The 20,360-nt window shown below is 44.8% G+C and carries 12 protein-coding genes; 6 read left to right on the top strand and 6 right to left on the bottom strand.

Going from position 1 to position 20,360, the window contains the following annotated elements:
- Positions 1-125: 125 nt before the first annotated feature.
- From feoB to ACDC99_RS04805, 5 genes are all read right to left on the bottom strand, one after another.
- A complete protein-coding gene (gene feoB / locus ACDC99_RS04825) occupies positions 126-2,540 on the bottom strand; it encodes a ferrous iron transport protein B (RefSeq protein ID WP_370756019.1) in 2,415 nt (804 codons plus the stop codon).
- Between the two features lie 157 nt (positions 2,541-2,697).
- Positions 2,698-3,429 carry an ABC transporter ATP-binding protein gene (locus ACDC99_RS04820; RefSeq protein WP_044064864.1) on the bottom strand — a complete coding sequence of 244 codons (732 nt, stop codon included), beginning with the start codon at positions 3,427-3,429 and terminating at the stop codon, positions 2,698-2,700.
- Between the two features lie 119 nt (positions 3,430-3,548).
- Positions 3,549-6,860 carry a preprotein translocase subunit SecA gene (secA, locus tag ACDC99_RS04815; RefSeq protein ID WP_022316958.1) on the bottom strand — a complete coding sequence of 1,104 codons (3,312 nt, stop codon included), beginning with the start codon at positions 6,858-6,860 and terminating at the stop codon, positions 3,549-3,551.
- 110 nt (positions 6,861-6,970) lie between these two features.
- Positions 6,971-8,413: an alkaline phosphatase family protein gene (locus ACDC99_RS04810; RefSeq protein WP_042517485.1), complete on the bottom strand. Its 1,443-nt coding sequence runs from the start codon at positions 8,411-8,413 to the stop codon at positions 6,971-6,973.
- On the bottom strand, positions 8,406-9,563 hold the full coding sequence (locus tag ACDC99_RS04805) for an Lnb N-terminal periplasmic domain-containing protein (RefSeq protein WP_370756016.1): 1,158 nt from the start codon (positions 9,561-9,563) through the stop codon (positions 8,406-8,408). The genes ACDC99_RS04810 and ACDC99_RS04805 overlap by 8 nt, the downstream gene beginning before the upstream one ends.
- 135 nt (positions 9,564-9,698) lie before the next feature.
- Here ACDC99_RS04805 and ACDC99_RS04800 point away from each other — a divergent pair, with 135 nt between their 5' ends.
- From ACDC99_RS04800 to ACDC99_RS04775, 6 genes are all read left to right on the top strand, one after another.
- A complete protein-coding gene (locus ACDC99_RS04800) occupies positions 9,699-10,436 on the top strand; it encodes a type III pantothenate kinase (protein ID WP_042517610.1) in 738 nt (245 codons plus the stop codon).
- Positions 10,420-11,721, top strand: coding sequence for a hypothetical protein (locus ACDC99_RS04795; RefSeq protein WP_370756909.1), 1,302 nt, complete (start codon positions 10,420-10,422; stop codon positions 11,719-11,721). The genes ACDC99_RS04800 and ACDC99_RS04795 overlap by 17 nt, the downstream gene beginning before the upstream one ends.
- 2 nt (positions 11,722-11,723) lie before the next feature.
- Positions 11,724-12,362: an LPS export ABC transporter periplasmic protein LptC gene (lptC, locus tag ACDC99_RS04790; protein ID WP_370756908.1), complete on the top strand. Its 639-nt coding sequence runs from the start codon at positions 11,724-11,726 to the stop codon at positions 12,360-12,362.
- Positions 12,363-12,371: 9 nt separating this feature from the next.
- Positions 12,372-13,640, top strand: coding sequence for a hemolysin family protein (locus tag ACDC99_RS04785; protein WP_044074280.1), 1,269 nt, complete (start codon positions 12,372-12,374; stop codon positions 13,638-13,640).
- Positions 13,641-13,755: 115 nt separating this feature from the next.
- Positions 13,756-15,897 carry a peptidylprolyl isomerase gene (locus ACDC99_RS04780; RefSeq protein WP_287074112.1) on the top strand — a complete coding sequence of 714 codons (2,142 nt, stop codon included), beginning with the start codon at positions 13,756-13,758 and terminating at the stop codon, positions 15,895-15,897.
- A gap of 159 nt (positions 15,898-16,056) precedes the next feature.
- Complete coding sequence (locus ACDC99_RS04775; RefSeq protein ID WP_370756013.1) at positions 16,057-17,583, top strand: DUF4301 family protein; 1,527 nt, start codon at positions 16,057-16,059, stop codon at positions 17,581-17,583.
- A 192-nt stretch (positions 17,584-17,775) separates the two neighbouring features.
- On the opposite strand, the gene glgP is transcribed toward ACDC99_RS04775, so the two are convergent.
- Positions 17,776-20,334 carry an alpha-glucan family phosphorylase gene (glgP, locus tag ACDC99_RS04770; protein ID WP_287074117.1) on the bottom strand — a complete coding sequence of 853 codons (2,559 nt, stop codon included), beginning with the start codon at positions 20,332-20,334 and terminating at the stop codon, positions 17,776-17,778.
- Positions 20,335-20,360: the final 26 nt, after the last annotated feature.

Below are 20,360 nucleotides of genomic sequence, written 5' to 3'. Positions count from 1 at the left end.
TATTTCATTTATAATCCGTTGTCTTTACGTTAGTTTCTTAATTCCGAAACGGTCATTAGACCGTTAAATGGTAGTCTTTTATAACTGTTTGTGCGGTCTTTTGCTTCTCCTAATGACCGATTTTCTTATAGAAACAATCTTGCAGTCTGGTAGACCAATGCAGAAATACACCATGCCGTAGCCGTGGTATATACGGCTGTGAATATAGCCCATTTCCATTTTCCTGACTCGTTCTTTATCGCTACTATCGTAGCCAGGCACGGGAAATACAACAGGACAAACAGCAGATAACAGAATGCTATCAATGGAGTCACCCCGTCTGCCGACATCTTACGGTATAGATTGCTGTATTTTGCCGTGTCCTGGGCTTCATCATCGGCTACTGTCTCATCGCCAGCGTAGAGTACGCCCATCGTGGAAGCCACAATCTCCTTGGCTCCTACACCGGAAATGAGTCCTATTGACAGTTTCCAGTCAAATCCCTGAGGCTTGAACACGGGCTCTACCACTTTTCCTATACTGCCGATATAGCTCTGCTCAAGCTGCTCCTGCTGGTTCAGCTTGTCATTATGCGGGAAATAACCCAATGCCCACACTATTATACTGGCAACAAGGATGATGCCTCCCATCTTTTTCAGATATTGTTTTCCTTTCTCCCAGGTATGGCGCAAGATTGCCTTTGAAGTAGGGAAACGGTAAGGCGGAAGTTCCATCACGAATGGAACGTCCTCGCTCTTCACCAGCCAGCGACTGAACACCTTGCTCATGATTACAGCCACGGCGATGCCTATCACATAGAGAGAAATCATTATCGCGCTGCGGTATTTCAGTGCGAAGAACGTGCTCGTTATCATGATGTATATAGGCAATCTGGCAGAACAGCTCATGAACGGCAATATGAGCATCGTGATGAGGCGGCTCCTGCGGCTTTCGATGGTTCTCGTAGCCATCACGGCAGGCACATTGCATCCGAAGCCCATTATCAGAGGAATGAATGATTTTCCATGAAGCCCCATCTTGTGCATGAGCTTGTCCATGATGAAGGCTGCCCTGGCCATATATCCGCTGTCTTCCATGAATGAAATGAAGGCATAGAGGATGAGTATCTGTGGAAGGAATACTATAACCGAGCCTACACCTCCGATAATGCCGTCTACGAGCATTGCCTTCAGCGGGCCGTCAGACATCGTGTCGCTTATACATCCTCCTAATGCGCCAATCATACTGTCTATCCAGTCCATCGGATATTGTCCTAAGGAGAATGTCACCTGGAACATTATGTACAGAAGCAGGAAGAACAATGGAAAACCAAGATATTTGTTTGTTATGAGCTTATCCAGAGCATGCGTGGTCTGGTAAGTGTCCTCGATGTTTCCTTCCTGATATTCAGCCTCCTTGAGCGCACCATGTATGAAGCCGTATTTCGCGTTCATAATGGCTGTTTCGCTGTCCTCCTTGCACTCTTCCTTTATCCTTACCGCTTCTTTGTCGCGTAGTTTCAGAATCTCATTACCGTTGGGCAGTGTCTTGATAAACTCTTCAGCATGGCTGTCGTTTTCAAGCAACTTGATGGAAAGATATCGTGTGGAGTATTTGTATCGTATCTGTTCGTCTTCCTGTATGAGCTGCTTCACACGGTCAATTCCCTCTTCTATGTCTTTGCCATGATTTATGTGTATGTGTCTGAAGGTGGAATCCTGCCCCTCATACATGTCTATTATGGTCTGGAACAATTCGTCTATACCCCTTCCTGTTCTGAACACGGTAGGAATCATAGGTACTCCCAGGAGATGGCCCAGAACCTTATAGTTGAGCTTGTCGCCCCTTTCCTCAAATTCATCAAACATGTTGAGCGCGCAGACAATCCTTTGGTTCATGTCCACGAGTTGCGTTGTCAGGTAGAGGTTTCTCTCAATATTGCTTGAGTCGATTACATTGATGATAACGTCAGGCGTCTTGTCGATTATCTCACGCCTCACGTATAGTTCTTCAGGGCTGTATGCAGAGAGAGAGTATGTGCCGGGAAGGTCGATGAGGTTGAAGTTATAGCCTTTGTATTCAGCACGTCCTTCTTTGGCGTCTACGGTAACTCCTGAATAGTTGCCCACTCTTTCATGGGCTCCCGAAGCATAGTTGAAGAATGAGGTCTTGCCGCAATTCGGATTGCCCACAAGAGCTACATTGATGATTCTTCGTTTCTTTAGCGCTTCTTCGTGTAGATTGTTGAATTCCGTGTCTTGTTCGTTATTTGAAGCCACGGAGATTCCGTTTCCTTCTGTGGTGTCAGGATTGGCGATGTCTTTGTTTCTCGCTTCGCTCTCTGTGATGATTTCTATCATTGAGGCTTCGGTATGGCGCAAAGACACCTCATATCCCATTATCTTGTATTTAACGGGGTCGTGAAGAGGGGCATTCAGAAGAACCTCTACTTCTTGTCCTTTGATGAAACCCATCTCAACGATTCTCTTGCGAAAACCTCCGTGGCCCAACACCTTTACAATGACGCCTTTCTGTCCGGTGCTTAATTCTGATAATTTCATGATTCTGCTACTGTTACGATAATCCTGTTCGGTGGATTATTTCAATAATGCAAAGGTATAAAAAAAATGGTACAAGTTTTATATGCATAGATTAAAATACATAATAATCGGTACTGCTTGAGCTATATCATACAAGACTTCACATTTCTGAGGCGCGTTAATCTTTGTTGAAGTATTGCTCAAGCTCATTCCTTGTATTTTCGTCATTCTCAGTTATGTAGCGTATGATTCTGCCGTGTTCCATCAATACGATTTTGTTTGATATGTCTACGGTATGCATCAGATTGTGACTACTTATTAATATTGATGCTCCGGTTTCCTTGTTATAGTCAACTAGCAGCTTCTTCAGTATGTTCTGGCTCGTAGGGTCAAGGAAATTGAACGGTTCGTCAAGAATTACAAGCTGGGGAGAATGTATGAGTGATGATATTATTCCGATTTTCTGTTTGTTTCCGGCAGACATGCTCCTTATCAATTTGTTTTGTCCTATGATTTCTCCATTCATGAAAGCGTCGAAACGTTGCAGATGTTCCGACAGTTCTTCTTTTGTTATGTTGCTTATTTTTGCTATGAATTCAAAATATTCTTCAGGAGAAAGATAGTCTATCAAGAAACTTTCATCAATGAATGCTCCTGTATATTTTTTCCATTCTTCATCCACATTGACGTTGGTGCCGTATGTCGATCCGTCTTTCATCCTGAATGTCAGGTGTACTTCACCTTCATCAGGTTTCAGCAAATCGAGCATCAAGCGGAATAGGGTGGTCTTGCCTGCTCCGTTGTTGCCGACAACGCCTAATAACGTATTGTCAGGGATTTCCAATGAGTCTATGTCTACTGCAACTTTGGTTGAAAATGATTTTTTCAGTTTATGAATCTGGATTTCCATAATCAGTCATTTATGGTTTTAGAATTGCGCAATTGAGTTTTGTGAAAAAAGCATTAAGGTGTATCATGGTATATAAATACGCATAGATACACCTTAATTGTCTCATCTTTTATATCGTCTTAAACGAGTCCTTTGCCATGACAGTTCTTGAACTTCTTTCCGCTGCCACAAGGACATGGGTCATTGCGACCGGGAAGCTTGTCTTTTACTATCGGTTCGTGATGCTGTTGGGCAGCCGTTTCCCTTGTGTCATGTTGGGCGGCAGCCTGCTGTGCAGAGTCGTTCAGGTCGACTTTCTCTTCTGTATAGCGCTGGCTTGGCTTGTCAGGAGCCGCTTCCTGCACTTCCTGCTGTTCCATTACCGGAATCTGGGCTCTCATCAATATGCTGACAATCTTGTTGTTCATCTGGTCTACCATATCGTCGAAGAGCTTTACGCTTTCCAGCTTGAAGATCACGAGCGGGTCTTTCTGCTCGTAAGAAGCATTCTGAACGCTGTGTTTCAGCTCGTCGAGCGCACGGAGGTTCTCTTTCCAGCATTCGTCGATGATATGGAGCATGATGGTCTTTTCGAATTCCTTCACCACGCTCTTGCCTTCAGTCTCGTATGCCTCCTTCAGGTTACAAGGTATGTTGTAAACCCTCTTGCCGTCGGCTATAGGCACCATAATGCGCTCATAGATAGCACCCTGCTCTTCATACACCTGCTTTATTACCGGGAATCCGACAGCCTGTATGCGGTCTGTCTTGCGCTTGAAGTCTGCTATAGCCATCTGGAAGGCTTTCTCAGCGAGATTGTTGTGGTTCTCGTTCAGGTATTCAGCTTCGGTGAAAGGACATTCCATAGCGAGAAGTTTCAGGAACTGCTCTTTGCATCCCTCATAATCATGGTTTTCGATTATGTTCACGACTCTATCCCAGATTATGTTGGTTATGTCCATGCCAATGCGTTCACCCATAAGGGCGTGGCGGCGCTTGTCATACACCACAGTACGCTGCTTGTTCATCACGTCGTCATATTCCAGGAGGCGCTTACGGATACCGAAGTTGTTTTCCTCAACTTTCTTTTGTGCCCTTTCGATACTCTTCGACATGAGTGAGCTTTCGATTCTCTCGCCTTCTTTTATACCCATGCGGTCCATGACGCGAGCGATGCGCTCACTTGCAAAAAGACGCATCAGCTTGTCTTCAAGGCTGACGTAGAATACGGAACTTCCAGGGTCGCCCTGACGGCCGGCACGTCCTCTGAGCTGACGGTCTACGCGGCGGCTCTCGTGTCTCTCCGTACCGATGATTGCCAATCCTCCAGCGTCTTTCACTTCCTTAGAAAGCTTGATGTCGGTACCACGGCCAGCCATGTTGGTAGCGATGGTGACAGTCTTGCTGAGACCAGCCTTGGCCACGATGTCGGCCTCGTGCTGATGAAGTTTTGCGTTGAGTACATTGTGAGGAATATGTCTCATCGTGAGCATCTTTGAAAGCAGCTCCGAAATTTCAACTGAGGTCGTACCTACAAGTACCGGACGGCCTTGGTTGATCATTTCCTGTATCTCCTCAATCACGGCATTATATTTCTCTCTTGCTGTCTTGTAGAGTCTGTCGTCGAGGTCCTTTCTCAGTACCGGGCGGTTGGTAGGAATTTCAACCACATCCAGTTTGTAGATATCCCAGAACTCACCTGCTTCCGTGCTTGCAGTACCGGTCATTCCCGAAAGCTTGTGATACATACGGAAATAGTTCTGAAGGGTGATTGTAGCGAATGTCTGTGTGGCCTCTTTCACTTTGACGTGCTCTTTTGCCTCAACAGCCTGATGGAGTCCGTCGCTCCACTGGCGACCCTCCATGATACGGCCAGTCTGCTCGTCCACAATCTTAACTTCTCCGTCCATAACGACATATTCGTCGTCTTTGTTGAACATAGTGTATGCCTTGAGCAGCTGCTGCAAGGTGTGTACTCGTTCGCTCTGTACTGAGTAGTGGTTGAGAAGTTCGTCTTTCTTGTCAAGTCTGTCCTGCTCAGAGAGGTTCTCGTTCTCCAGATTAGAGAGCTGGGTCGTGATGTCTGGCAACACGAACAACTCCTTGTCGTTCACTTCCTTTGCCAGCCATTCCGTTCCCTTGTCTGTAAGGTCAACGGAATTCAGCTTCTCGTCAACGACAAAATACAATGGTTCAACAGCTTCCGGCATGCGGCGGTTGTTGTTCTCCATGTATATCTCTTCAGTCTTCAGCATTCCTGACTTGATGCCGTCTTCAGAGAGATATTTGATGAGTGGCTTGTTCTTTGGAAGGGCCTTATGTGAACGGTAGAGACTCAGGAAACCTTCGTCCATCTTTTTCTGGTCATTGTTCTTCTGACCTTCAGCGATGAGCTGCTTTGCCTCTGAAAGATACTTTGTTGCAAGTTTCCTTTGCACTTCAACCAGTTTCTCTACCAACGGCTGGTATTCCTCAAACATCTGGTCGTCTCCGTTCGGCACCGGACCGGAAATGATAAGTGGTGTACGTGCGTCGTCAATCAATACGGAGTCAACCTCATCGACGATGGCGTAGTTGTGCTTTCTCTGAACGAGGTCGGCTGGAGATAACGCCATGTTGTCGCGAAGATAGTCAAAGCCGAATTCGTTGTTCGTACCGAAAGTGATGTCTGCCTGATATGCATTCCTTCTTTCCTGTGAGTTCGGACGATGCTTGTCGATGCAGTCTACTGAAAGACCGTTGAACTCGTACAATGGACCCATCCACTCCGAGTCACGCTTTGCCAGATAGTCGTTCACGGTTACGACATGCACACCGTTTCCTGTCAGGGCATTAAGGAATACAGGGAGTGTTGCCACGAGGGTCTTTCCTTCACCGGTAGCCATCTCCGCAATCTTTCCCTGATGCAGTACGATACCTCCGAAGAGCTGTACGTCATAGTGCACCATGTCCCATTTGAGGTCGTTTCCACCCGCCATCCAGTGGTTGCTGTAGATAGCCTTGTCGTCTTCGATTCTGACGAAATCCTTTGTAGCTGCAAGTTCACGGTCGAAATCATTTGCAGTAACAACCACTTCGTCGTTCTCGGCAAATCTTCTGGCTGTATCCTTCATGATGCTGAAGGCAACAGGCAGTATCTCGTTGAGCACTACTTCATATTTGTCCAGGACTTCCTTTTCCAACTTGTCTATCTGATTGAAGATTTCCTCTCTCTCATCGATAGGCGTGTCTTCGATTTTAGACTTCAGACCCTTGATCTGTTCCTTTTCATTGGCTACTGCGTCCTGCAATTGTTTCTGCAGTTCTTTTGTGCGTTCTCTCAGCTGGTCGTTTGTGAGAGCTTTGATTTCGGGGTAAGCAGCTTTTACCTTCTCTACGATAGGCTGAATCTGCTTCATATCGCGTGTTGACTTGTCGCCAAAAAGCGATTTCAGTAAATTGTTGAATCCCATTATATATTATGCTTTTTTTATTTCTTGATTATATTCGTGTGCAAATTTATACAATTTATTCCTTTTAAGGGCATTAACATCTATTTATTATTGTTTTGCACGTTGTTTTTTTAGAATAGAGGTTCGCCTTTGCTTGCATTCGGGGCTCTGATTCTTATAGTTTTTGATATTGTCGGGGCTATTCTGTCGGCGCAGACAGGAGTCGTCACCACTTCGCCTTTCAGTCCGAAACCGTAAAAGATTATCGGGAAATTCTGACAGTTTGCCCCTTGTATATATGTTTCTCCATTGTCTTCGTTGGCTATGTTCCAACCTGGCAACACCTCAACGAGAAGGTCGCCGCTGTTCCGTAAATTGTATGAGTTCCTTACCGTTTCCGATTCAGATGTATTGAAAGACAGGATGTCGTTTGCCGAAAGGCAATTGCTCACTCCCTGGCATTGCCTGATGAATATTTTCGACAATTCGCAGATCTGGTTTGTGTTAAGTCGCTTCTTGTCAAACAGTTTGTTGTTGAAGTATATCTGGTCGCGGCTGTAACCCTCTATGTATTTGTCATTTCCATACAAAGCCCCGAGGTAAAGGTTCAGGAGGTTTGATGCCCTGTTGATATAGAAAGTGCCGCCAGGTATCCTTAACTTCTTTTCTTCTGCGGTTCTGGCTTCGTTGTAGTATCCGGTGGAGTTTATGACGAAAAGCACGTTGGACAATCCCACTTTCGAGCTGATTGTATTTATCAATCTGCCGATGTTATTGTCCAGATCCGTATATATGAACTGCTTGTCGGTTGATTTGGATTCAGGTCGGTTTGCCTTGTAAGTCACGAACAGCATGTCCGGCGTGTTGTCTGCTCCCAATGAATATTCATTGAGGCAGTGGATGGCAAAGTCTGTCACGTTTGTGTTTGACTTTACATCTCCGGTCTTGATCCGGTTGCTGGAGTTGTAGGTTTCCAGTCTGCGGTCTTCTTTCTGATAATATGATGTAGTGCACCATTTTCTTTCTTTCGTGTCAATCCAGTAAGCTCCGTCGGCATTGTGTCCTGCGGGGATTATGGCGGAAACCGGGTCTTCGGCAATGCTGATGACTACAGATTTTTTGTTGGCAATCTTCAGTTCGTCGCTGATGGTAGTCGTCTGTACGTTCTCCGCGGAATTCCTTTCCAAGGTTGAGATACCGTCGAAATTGTTGTCTTCAACGCATGAAACGATTTTCATGTTGTTCCGGTCAAACCATTTTTCAGCAATGATGCCGTTGTATCTCGGAGAGGTTCCTGTGTTTATGCTGGAGATAGAAGATGCCAGGTCTGCAGATGCGAAATTTAATCTTGCGTCTGTGAACACGATACCGTTGCGTAGGATTTCCTTGAATCCGTTTTCCTTGTAGAATCGCTTGTAGTCAGACAGCAGATCCGAACGCAGCTGGTCGATGGTGATGTTTACAACAAGCCTTGGCACAGATGTATGGATCTGTGCTCTTGCAGTGCCGCAAGCCAAAATGGCTATTGTGGTCGCCGTTATTATACTGTATTTCGTAGCCGTTGTTTTAATCATTCTTTCTCGTTGCATATAGATTGCAGCAATTTTTCAATAGCAAAGATAATGCCAAAAGAGGCATCCCCTCAGCGTAAACTTGTATTAATCGTCCTGACAGGCCTATGCAGAGCATTATGGAAAGGAAAGTCCAGGCCTTTCTTAGTTTCCTTTCGTTTCGTTTGTTCTTGATGATGTATATTGCCCAATACAAATTCAGCGGGCATAATATGAATATTTGCAGATTGGTACTTGTTGTCGGGTGCTCAGAGAAGAGCATGACGAACAGAATCAATCCTGCCAGTCCGCTCGCGAGCAACAACGAGATGTCTACCCAGAGAAACCTCTTTTTTGTCTTGAATTCCGCAACGACTATCGCAGCGATTAATAATAATAATGTAATAAAGACGAATTGAGGCGTCACTTTTGTCTTTCCCGCAATCGCGTGATCGTTTCCTTTTACGATGATTTCGGTGTTTTTCACCAAAGGCCTTGCGCTTCCGTCTGCCGATACTATCTTTGCCTGTCCGAAATCCCTCATCAGATTGTCTGGCAAGAACTGCTGCTCCTCGCGTGTTGTCTGCATGTCGGCTTTGAATCCTAACAGAAGGTCGTTGCCGAAGCTTGCCCACGAATAATTGGCGTTGCAGCCGTGTATCAGGTCTCTGAATGATACAGACTTGTCAATGGCGTTTTTGTATTCTATCTTGCCGTTGATTGACTTCAGGATGATGTCTCTCGCTTTGGTGGTGCAGTTGTTGTAGAAATAGTTGTATCTGTATACTCTGGCATTGGCGTAATTGTCCTGCAGGGCTTTGAGCAACTCTCCTTTTTCTTCTGGCGTAAGATTTATTTCCTGTTGTGTGACCTGTGATCCGAAATACTGGTATTCGTAGCAGAAATCGTTAAAGTCCTGTATCCCCATTTCATAGTCTGTCAGTCCCAAGACAAACCTGGCGACGAAAAAGGGTTTCTTGAAGGAAAACATACCGTAATTGACCACGATGTCAGTCTTCGATGCCTTGTCCTCGTATCTTATCGCCGTGTGTCCGTAGAGACTGTAAATCTCGTCGTGGGGCGAACATGTAAGCAGGCTGACTCTGATCGAGTCGGCTGGAGTTTCGGCATAATTGGTTGTGTTACCTATTGCTATCTTGCTGATATCAAGCAAGATGAACGTTAAAAGTAACCTATATAAAAAAATATTCAGCTTTTTCACGATGCAAAAATAAGCGATATTTTTCACTTATAGTTATGAAGTTTCGATTTTTTTCAATAATTTTGCAGCTCACAAATTTTGAATAGAGTGAATTTAATCGTTGATATTGGCAATACATGCGTCAAACTGGTGTGTTTTGATGATGGTGAAGTTATAGAAGAGAAACGCGTTGATGGCAACGACGTCGTGGCCTTGTCGCGGTTTTGTTCGAAGTATCCGTTTTCAAAAGGTATAGTGTCTTCAGTTTCGTCTGTTTCAGATTCATTTATGGAGAAACTGAAAGGGCTTCCGTTCCGTGTTTTGGAATTTGAAAGTGGCGTGACGCCCGTGCCGGTTTCAATCGGATACAACACTCCGTTGACTTTAGGGACGGATCGTCTCGCTGCCGTCGTAGGGGCGAATGATTGTTCGCCAGGTAAGGATATACTCGTCATTGATATCGGAACCTGCGTCACTTACGACTTAATCAGCTCGTCAGCAGAATATTTGGGTGGGAACATCTCGCCAGGACCTACGATGCGCTTGAAGGCGTTACACGAATACACCTCACGACTCCCTTTGGTGGAAAGAAGGGGAGAGGCTCCTCTGGTAGGTTATTCTACGGAAACTGCGATAAGAAGTGGTGTTTTGCATGGCATAGAGTATGAGATAAATGGCTATATCCATAGGTTTTTGACTAAATATCCACACCTTTTTGTATATTTAACAGGTGGTGTACAATTAGATTTGCATTTCTCGGAAAAAATCACCATCTTTGCAGACAGATTCATAGTCCCGAAAGGACTTAACCGAATATTAGAATATAATGATGAAATCAACAAATAGGGTATTTTGCGCTTTTGCAGCGCTTGCATTTTCTATAGGTATATATGCTCAGAGTGGCACAAACTCTCCTTACAGCCAATATGGATTGGGAGTGTTGAGCGACCAGACAAGCGGCTTCAACCGAGGAATGAATGGGGTGGGGCTTGGCTTCAGAGAGCACAACCAAGTGAACTTCATAAATCCGGCGTCTTATTCTGCAGTTGACTCCCTTTCTTTTATCTTCGATGTGGGATTCTCCGGCCAGATCACCAACTTCAATGAAAGCGGCAAGAAAATCAATGCCAAGAATGCAGACTTCGAATATGCTGTAGCGGCGTTCAGAGTTGCAAAAGGTTTCGGCGTGAGTTTCGGTATCCTGCCATATACCAACGTGGGATATAACTATACCTCTTCAACACCAGGAAGCAATGTCCTCTCGACCACATATTCAAATTCATATTACGGAGAAGGAGGCTTGCATCAGGTGTATGTAGGCTTAGGCTATCAGTTGTTCAAAGGATTCTCCCTGGGAGCCAATGTCTCATATCTGTGGGGCAGCTACGACAAGACAGTGACGAATTCATACAGCGACTCCTATGCTAAGACAATCCAGAAAGTGTATTCCGCTTCGGTGACAAACTACAAGCTGGATTTCGGTGTCCAATACGCATTCGCCGTGGACAAGAAAAACGAGTTCACCCTTGGAGCTACATACTCTCCCGGGCATGATATTGGAGGAAACCCTTCATGCGTGGTTATTTCGACAAATCCAACGACGTCAACTCCGGAAACGGCACCGTATTCCTTGAAAGACGGTCTCAAGATACCTACAATTGTTGGCGCAGGCTTGGCGTGGAACAATGCCAACCGCATCAAGTTGGGAGTGGATTACAGCTTCCAGAAATGGAGCGGAATAGGTTTCCCTGTTTATGTCGTGAACAATCAGGTTCCGGCTTATGTGATGAACAACGACTATTATAGCGACCGTCATAAAATCAATGTGGGCGGTGATTTCTGCGGTGATGAAAACAACCGCAGCTTCTTGAAACGTCTGCATTTCCGTGCTGGTGCTTCATACGCTACACCATATTATAAAATAAACGGACAAGACGGCCCGAGCGAGATCAGTGTGAGCGCCGGTTTGGGAATTCCTATCATGAACAGCTATAACAATCGTTCCATGCTCAACATTTCCGGACAGTGGGTACGCACTTCTGCAAAGAATTTCATAAAAGAGAATACATTCAGAATCAACATTGGACTGACATTCAATGAGCGTTGGTTCATGAAGTGGAAAGTGGATTGATGATGAAGACACCTTTCTTCTTATTGGCAGTTTCATTGTTTTTGGCCGTTTCCTGCTCTCAGGAGAAGGAACATACCGCACCGGCAATAAATCCCAAGGATTCCGTTTCGCTGATGACATCCTTCGGAGTCAATACCCTCATATCCGATTCCGGGATCATGAAGTATAGAATCGTGACGGAGAAATGGGAAGTCAATGAAGTGCGGAATCCGTCAAGATGGATGTTTGAACGGGGGCTGTTCCTGGAACAGTTTGACGAGAGATTCCACGTCCAGGCCTATATACAATGTGATACTGCCTATTACTATGACAAAAACAAGGTGTGGGAGCTCAGAGGCCGGGTCCGTATCCGCACGTTGGATGGCGTGAGGTTCTCCAGCGAGGAGTTGTTCTGGGATCAGAACCGCCATGAACTCTACAGCAACAAGTTCTCCCGCGTGGTCTCTCCGGACAGAGAGCTGCAGGGCGCATATTTCAGAAGCGACGAAAGAATGACACATTATTTCATCAGCAACACCAAGGGCTCGTTCCTCAAAGGCAACGTGTTCAATAGTGAGAGCGACAGTATCGTAAACGCTCCTGATACGACAAAGCAAAAACTGAGATTGCCAGTTACGCCTGCAGCAAGAAAAAACATTTAAATTATCTCTATGGAAGAAGTATCTATATCTTTGGTGGTCGGTATTTTCATAACATTGCTTCTGTCTGCGTTCTTTTCCGGTATGGAAATCGCCTTCGTGTCGAGCAACAGGATGCTTGCCGAGATGGACAAAGGCTCATCTAAACTGACCCGAAGACTTCAGACGTTCTTTTACAAGAACCCCAATGACTTTGTGAGCACGATGCTTGTGGGCAACAATATCGTGCTGGTAGTATATGGAATCTTTGTGGCAAGACTGCTTGACAACACAATCTTCAAAGGACTTGACCCGGCAATTTCTGTTACGGCAGACACTATACTCTCTACACTTGTAGTACTCTTCACAGGAGAGTTCCTGCCAAAGACTTTGTTCAAAAGCAACCCCAACAAGTTCTTTTCATTCTTTGTCTTCCCGGCATACCTGTTCTATCTGCTGCTATGGCCGGTTTCCCGTTTTTCCACTTTACTGTCCAAAATCCTGCTTAAAATAAGCGGAGTGAAGGTGGACAAGGACAATGATGACGGGGAGTTCTCAAAAGTAGACCTGGATTACCTCGTGCAGTCGAGCATTGACAACGCTTCCGACAACTCTCAGATTGATGATGAAGTCAGGATATTCCAGAATGCATTGGATTTCTCCGACACCAAAGTCAGGGACTGTATGGTGCCCCGCACCGAGATATGTGCAGTAGAAAAGTCGTCGTCGCTTTCAGATTTGAAAAACATATTCATAGAGAGCGGGAAATCCAAAATCCTGGTATACGACAACGACATCGACCATATCATAGGCTATATACATTCATTGGAATTATTCCGGAATCCAAATGACTGGCACAATCATATTAGGACAATGCCATTCGTTCCTGAAACCATGTCTGCCAGAAAGATGATGCAGACCTTCCTTCAGCAGAAGAAAAGCCTCGGCGTAGTCGTCGACGAGTTCGGAGGAACGAGCGGAATCATATCCCTCGAAGATATCGTAGAAGAGATATTCGGCGACATTGAAGACGAACACGATAATTCAAATTATATAGCGCAGAAGAATTCTGATGGAACATACCTCCTCTCAGCGAGACTGGAGATAGACAAGGTGAACGACTTGTTTTCTCTCGATATTCCCGAAAGTGAGGATTACATGACCATAGGCGGCTTCATACTCCACGAATATGAAAACTTCCCCAAGTTGAATGAAGTAGTCAGAATAGGACGCTTTGAGTTCAAGATTATAAAGAATACCATGACCAAAATAGAGCTGGTACGCCTAAAAGTTATTGATTAGTCAATATTTTTGGCGCAAAATTTATTTTTGTCTTATCTTTTTTGTAATTTTGTGCGCTAAAGTGGAAATATAACATTTTCAGAACATAAAAATAATAATTAAATAAAACAAATTAATGGCAGCATTAGGAAAAATTAGAAGCCATGGCGCAATATTGGTAGGAGTTATCGGTGCCGCGCTATTGGCGTTTATCGCTGAAGAAGCTTTCCGTTCGTGTGACTCTCATAAGAATGAGAGCCGACAGCAAATCGGCGAAGTGTTAGGCGAAAAAGTCAGCATGCAGGAGTATCAGAAGCTTGTTGATGAGTTTACAAATGTATTGAAGATTACTCAGGGTCGAGACAACCTGACTGACGACGAGTTGAATCAGGTGAAGGATCAGGTTTGGCAGACATACGTGCAGAACCGTATCATCGAAGAAGAGGCCAAGAAGCTGGGGCTCACCGTAACGGACAAGGAACTTCAGAACGTTCTCGCCGCAGGTACAAACCCAATGCTTTTGCAGACTCCTTTCGTGAACCAGCAGACAGGACGCTTTGACGCCAACATGCTGAAGAAGTTCTTGACAGAATACAAGTCGGCAAAGACCACAAATCCTCAGATGGCTGAGCAGTATCAGAGCATCTATAATTTCTGGACATTCGTAGAGAAGAGCTTGAGACAGCAGATTCTTGCAAGCAAGTACCAGTCGCTTTTCGCCAACTGCTTCTTGTCAAATCCGGTATCAGCAAAGATGGCTTTCAAGGAAGATACAGAGGAGAGCAATATCCAGCTCGCTGCATTCCCATACGCCGACATCAACGATAACACCATCAAGGTTACTGATGAAGAGCTCAAGGCTAAGTATGAAGAACTGAAGCCAAGATTCAAGCAGTTCGTTGAGACACGCGACATCAAATACGTCGATGTAAAGGTAGTTGCCTCAAATGCAGACAAGGCAGAGCTGAACAAGGAATTCAAAGCCTATGAAACTGAAATCAGAGGCGTGGAAGACCCAACACAGTTCATGCACAAGACCGCTTCTTTGGTAAACTATTTGGGTATTCCTCAGACAAAGGCAGCCTTCCCATCCGACATTGCCGCAAGACTTGATTCCATGGCAGTCGGTTCAACCACAGGAGTGGTGGAGAACAAGCAGGACAACACTCTCAACATCATTCGTCTGTTGTCAAAGTCTGAGTTGCCAGACTCTGTCCAGTTCCGTGCAATTCAGGTAGTAGGAGCAACTCCGGATGCCGTAAAGAAGAGTGCTGACAGCATTTACACCGCACTTGAGAACGGAGGTGATTTCGAGGCTATTGCCAAGAAATATAACCAGACTGGTGAGAAGCAATGGATAACTTCAGCACAGTATCAGAATGCGCCTTCTATGGATGCAGATACAAAGAACTACATTAACACCCTCAACACTCTTGGAGTGAATGCAATCAAGAACATATCATTGCAGCAGGGCAGTTTGATCGTTCAGGTTACAGACCGCAAGGCAATGACTTCTAAGTATGTTGCCGCTGTAATCAAGAAGGAGATCAAGTTCTCTAAGAATACATACAGCACAGCATTCAACAAGTTCAGCCAGTTCGTCAGCGAAAGTCAGACACTTCAGGCTCTCGAGAAGAATGCCGCTAAGTATGGATACCAGTTGCAGGAGCGCAACGATGTTTCTACACAGGAACATTTCGTCGCTGGCATCCATGGAACCCGTGATGCAATGAAATGGCTGTTTGATTCAGAAGACGGAAAGATTTCTCCATTATATGAGTGTGGAGACAATGACCACCTGTTGGTATTGGCTCTGACAAAGACTCACGAGAAGGGTTATCGTTCATTCGATGACAGCAAGGTGAAGGAATATCTGAAGCAGGAAGTCCTCAGAGACAAGAAGGCTGAGCAGATCATCGCCAAGGTGAAAGGAGTGAACAGCATTGCTGCTGCAAAGGCAAAGGGTGCCAAGGTTGTAGAACTCAATCAGGTGACATTTGCTTCTCCAGCATTCGTAACCCTTACAGGTTCGAGCGAACCGGCATTGAGCGGAGCTGTTGCAGCTACAGCAAAGGGTAAGTTTGTCAACCACGCTGTAAAAGGTCAGGCTGGTGTTTATCTCTTCCAGGTTATAAGCAAGAGCAACCGCCCAGGCAAGTTCAATGAGAAAGAGTATGAGCAGCGTCTCAAGCAGAAGGCAATGCAATATGCTGGCAATTTCATGCAGGAGCTTTATTTCAAGGCTAATGTAGTAGACAACAGATACTTGTTCTTCTAAATAAAAGATATAAATCCGATAAAAATGGCATACGATATTGTTTCGTATGCCATTTTTTTTCGTTTAAAGTCTTTTCATATGAAGTTTTTTTGTAATTTTGTAGGGTAATCTTACTTTAGAATATCGATAACTATTATATAATCTTTAAAACAAATACTTATGGTGACATTTTCTCCTAAGGATTTAGAGCAAATCTCAGAAAAAGGAATTACCCAGTCCAAGATCGAAAGACAATTGGACGAGTTTAAGACAGGTTTCCCATATCTTAAGTTGGAAGCTGCAGCAAGTGTAGGCAAAGGAATAAAGTCAATTGCTGCTGGTGACATCTCCAAATATATTGATTTGTGGAATCAATACAAGATGGGAGACAAGAAGATACTGAAGTTCGTACCTGCAAGTGGAGCTGCAAGCAGGATGTTCAAGAATCTTTTCGCCTTTCTTAGTGCCGAATATGACGCTCCGGAAACAGATTTCGAGAAAGCTTTCTTCAGCAATATTGAGAAATTCGCTTTCTATAACGTCTTAGATAAAGTTTGTAAAGAGAAAGAGAATTGCAGTATTCATGAGTTGATGGAGAAAGGCTGCTACAAGACTGTGGTTGATTACCTGCTGAATGACAAGGGGCTCGGTTACGGTCAGTTGCCGAAAGGATTGCTGCTCTTCCACAAATATGTCGGCACTCAGAGAACTCCGTTGGAAGAACATCTCGTTGAAGGTGCACTTTACGCCAACTGTAATGGTGTGGTACATCTACATTATACGGTAAGTCCAGAACACAAGAACTTGTTTGAAGACTGCGTCAATCATGTAAAAGGAGAATACGAATCGAAGTTCAATGTCAGATATTGTGTTTCTTTCTCCGTTCAGAAACCATCTACGGATACTATTGCTGTAAATCCGGACAACACTCCATTCCGTAATTCCGATGGAAGCCTTCTTTTTCGTCCAGGTGGTCACGGAGCATTGATAGAGAATCTTAATGATGTTGATGCTGATATCGTTTTCATCAAGAATATAGACAATGTAGTCCTCGATAAGTTCAAGGAAGATACCGTTACATACAAACAGTTACTTGCAGGAGTGCTCGTATCTCTTCAGACAAGGGCGTTTGAGTATCTTAGACTTCTTGAGAGCGGACAATTTGATGATGACACGTTGAAAGAAATTGTAAGGTTCCTCGAGCAAGAACTATGTTGCCATAAACCAGGAATAAACGACTTGGAAGGCGCAGAACTTGTGGCATATCTTAAGAAGAAGCTTAATCGCCCGATGCGTGTATGTGGAGTAGTGAAGAATGTTGGCGAACCAGGTGGCGGACCTTTCCTTGCTTATAATAGTGATGGTACCGTCAGCCTGCAGATACTCGAGAGCAGCCAGATAGACAAAGATAATTCTGACTATACGAAGATGTTCACAGAGGGTACGCATTTCAATCCTGTTGATTTGGTTTGTGCGACAAAGGATTACAATGGGGATAAATTTAATTTGCCTGATTTCGTTGACCGTTCCACAGGTTTTATCAGCAGCAAAAGCAAGAACGGAAAGGAACTTAAAGCATTGGAACTACCGGGATTGTGGAATGGTGCAATGAGTGATTGGAATACTGTATTTGTTGAAGTACCTCTGTCAACATTCAATCCTGTGAAGACGGTAAACGATCTGTTGCGTGAGCAGCATCAGGGATAATAATCCGAAAAATACAATACTGTTTTTACAATGAAACCAATAATGGTGTGTCGCGATACGATATCTCAGACACACCATTATTATTAAGGGGATGCATCAGAAATGTGATGCATCCCCTTATCTGATCATAACTAAAATAGGAGATAAGCACCAATGAATTGTTCTTACCTCCTAATCGTTTTCATTTGCTCATTATCCAAGCCATTTCACATAGCAGAAATCCTGTCTGTGTGGAAGGTTTTCATTCTTTGGATACATTCTGACACCGGTCTTGAAAGAGCCGGCTTCGTCAGCTTCTATCGTTGCTTCGAAGATATAGTTGTTGCCGTCCTTGCCAATTATGTTGAAAGGATGCTTGTTAACAACATATTCCTCTCCGTTATTGTTTGTCTTTACAACAACGACCTCCAATCCGACAGCGTCATTAAGACCCTGCTCATCAATGACATATCTTACTTTATATGTCTCGCCGGTAACCATTCCTGTTGATGGGATGTCGGTTTCTTTTGAAACTACATTGATAGAATCCCAACGCTCGGCCACGGTTTCCTTCCACTGGGCAATCTCTTTGGCGAGACTGTAGTTGTTGCTTTCAAGCTTGTGGAAACGCTTTGCCTCCTTGCAGTAGAACTTGTCGTAATAGTCGTCAAGCTGTCTCTTCATTGTGTAATGAGGAGCAATCTGAGCGATAGAGTTCTTGATTACTTTTATCCAGCCTTCGCTGTAGTTCTTCTCTCCCTTGTTGTAGTACAGAGGAATGATTTCGTTCTCAAGAAGACCATATATAGTGGCAGCATCGAGCTGATCCTGATAGCCTTGGTTCTTGTATGTGCGCTTCTCTGTGAGAGCCCATCCTGCACCTTCTCTGTAGCCTTCAAGCCACCAGCCGTCGAGGACGGAAAGGTTTACGACTCCGTTCATCTCTGCTTTCTCTCCAGAGGTGCCAGATGCCTCAAGTGGTCTGGTTGGAGTATTCATCCAGATGTCAACACCGGATACGAGTCGTCTAGCCAGACGCATGTCGTAGTCTTCGAGGAAAATGATTTTGCCCAAGAACTCTGGGCGCTGCGAAATCTCGTAGATTTTCTTGATAAGTCCCTGTCCTGCACCATCTGCCGGATGAGCTTTACCAGAGAACAGGAATTGTACCGGGTGCTCAGGGTCGTTGACAATCTTTGAAAGGCGGTCAAGATCTGTGAACAACAAGTGTGCTCGTTTATAAGTGGCGAAACGGCGGCAGAATCCTATCATCAGAGCATTAGGGTTGATTTTCTCCAGAAGTGATACCACTCTTGATGGGTCACCCTGGTTCTTCAGCCACGTTTCACGGAACTTCGAACGGATATAGTCTGTAAGCTTCTTCTTCAAAGCCATGCGGGTACCCCAGATCACATCATCCGGCACGTTGTAGATATTTTGCCAGATTTTCTCGTTGCTCTGGTCGCTCATGAATGTCTCGTCGAAGTACTGGGCATAAAGCTTGCGCCATTCTGTAGCTGCCCATGTAGGGAAGTGTACACCATTTGTAACGTATCCCACATGATTCTCTTCCGGATAGTATCCGTTCCAGATGTTGTTGAACATCTTCTGGCTTACCCATCCGTGCAGTTTGCTCACACCGTTCACTTCCTGACATGTGTTGCATGCAAACACAGACATACAGAATCTCTCGCTGTGATCATCAGGGTTGTTGCGTCCCATACCGATGAACTCATCCCATGTTATGCCTAGCAGCTGTGGATAGCCGCCCATATATTTTCCGAAGAGAGCCTCGTCGAAATAGTCGTGTCCTGCCGGTACTGGTGTGTGAACAGTATAAAGAGAAGAAGCTCTTACGAGTTCCATGGCCTGGTTGAATGTCAGTCCTTCTTTCACGTAGTCGCAAAGGCGCTGCAGGTTACAGAGGGCAGCGTGGCCTTCATTGCAATGGTAGATGTCCTTCTTGATGCCAAGTTTCTTCAGCAAAAGGATACCACCCATACCCAGGAGAATCTCCTGCTTCAGTCTGTTCTCCCAATCGCCACCATAGAGTGAGTGGGTGATAGGGCGGTCGAATTCAGAATTCAGCTCATTGTCTGTATCAAGGAGATACAAAGGCACGCGGCCGACGTTTACTCTCCATACATAGGCGTGAACGTTGTAATTCATATAAGGCACATCAATTACCAACGGTTCTCCGTTTTCGTCGAGCTGACGTACGATAGGCAGAGAATTGAAGTTCTGTGCGTCATAATTTGCAATCTGCTGTCCGTCCATGCTCAACGACTGCTTGAAGTATCCGTATCTGTAGAGGAAGCCAACACCACACATGTTGACGTTGCTGTCGGAAGCCTCTTTCATATAGTCACCGGCAAGCATTCCCAAACCGCCAGAGTAGATTTTCAGTACCTGGTTGATACCGAATTCCATGCAGAAATATGCAACTGACGGACGTTTGCTGTCTGGTTTTACGTTCATATATTTGTGGAACAACGCATAAACGTCCTTCACACGCTTCATCAGAGCCTTGTCTTTCACAATCTCTTCTTTCCTCTCGTAGCTCAACTGCTCAAGAAGCAATACAGGATTGTGTCCAACTTCTTCATAAAGTTCTTCATCAAGGCTTCTCCACAAGTCGCGTGCCTCGTAGTTCCATGCCCACCACATGTTATGAGCCAACTCGTCCAGGCATTTCAGTTGCTCAGGGAGTTTTGATTTCACTGTCACCTCTTTCCACTGGGGAGCATTGACATGATCTGCTTTAATTTTCATTTTAGTTAATATTAGGTTCTAATCTG

This window comes from Prevotella pectinovora (assembly GCF_041323955.1).
Lineage (GTDB): Bacteria > Bacteroidota > Bacteroidia > Bacteroidales > Bacteroidaceae > Prevotella > Prevotella pectinovora.
Note: the sequence above shows the minus strand (reverse complement) of the source record. Positions and strands in the feature narration are given on the sequence as shown.

Coding starts and splice junctions, on each gene's coding strand:
- feoB (WP_370756019.1), bottom strand. CDS start 2,540: ATGAAATTATCAGAATTAAGCACCGGACAGAAAGGCGTCATTGTAAAG.
- ACDC99_RS04820 (WP_044064864.1), bottom strand. CDS start 3,429: ATGGAAATCCAGATTCATAAACTGAAAAAATCATTTTCAACCAAAGTT.
- secA (WP_022316958.1), bottom strand. CDS start 6,860: ATGGGATTCAACAATTTACTGAAATCGCTTTTTGGCGACAAGTCAACA.
- ACDC99_RS04810 (WP_042517485.1), bottom strand. CDS start 8,413: ATGATTAAAACAACGGCTACGAAATACAGTATAATAACGGCGACCACA.
- ACDC99_RS04795 (WP_370756909.1), top strand. CDS start 10,420: ATGAAATCAACAAATAGGGTATTTTGCGCTTTTGCAGCGCTTGCATTT.
- lptC (WP_370756908.1), top strand. CDS start 11,724: ATGAAGACACCTTTCTTCTTATTGGCAGTTTCATTGTTTTTGGCCGTT.
- ACDC99_RS04785 (WP_044074280.1), top strand. CDS start 12,372: ATGGAAGAAGTATCTATATCTTTGGTGGTCGGTATTTTCATAACATTG.
- ACDC99_RS04780 (WP_287074112.1), top strand. CDS start 13,756: ATGGCAGCATTAGGAAAAATTAGAAGCCATGGCGCAATATTGGTAGGA.
- ACDC99_RS04775 (WP_370756013.1), top strand. CDS start 16,057: ATGGTGACATTTTCTCCTAAGGATTTAGAGCAAATCTCAGAAAAAGGA.
- glgP (WP_287074117.1), bottom strand. CDS start 20,334: ATGAAAATTAAAGCAGATCATGTCAATGCTCCCCAGTGGAAAGAGGTG.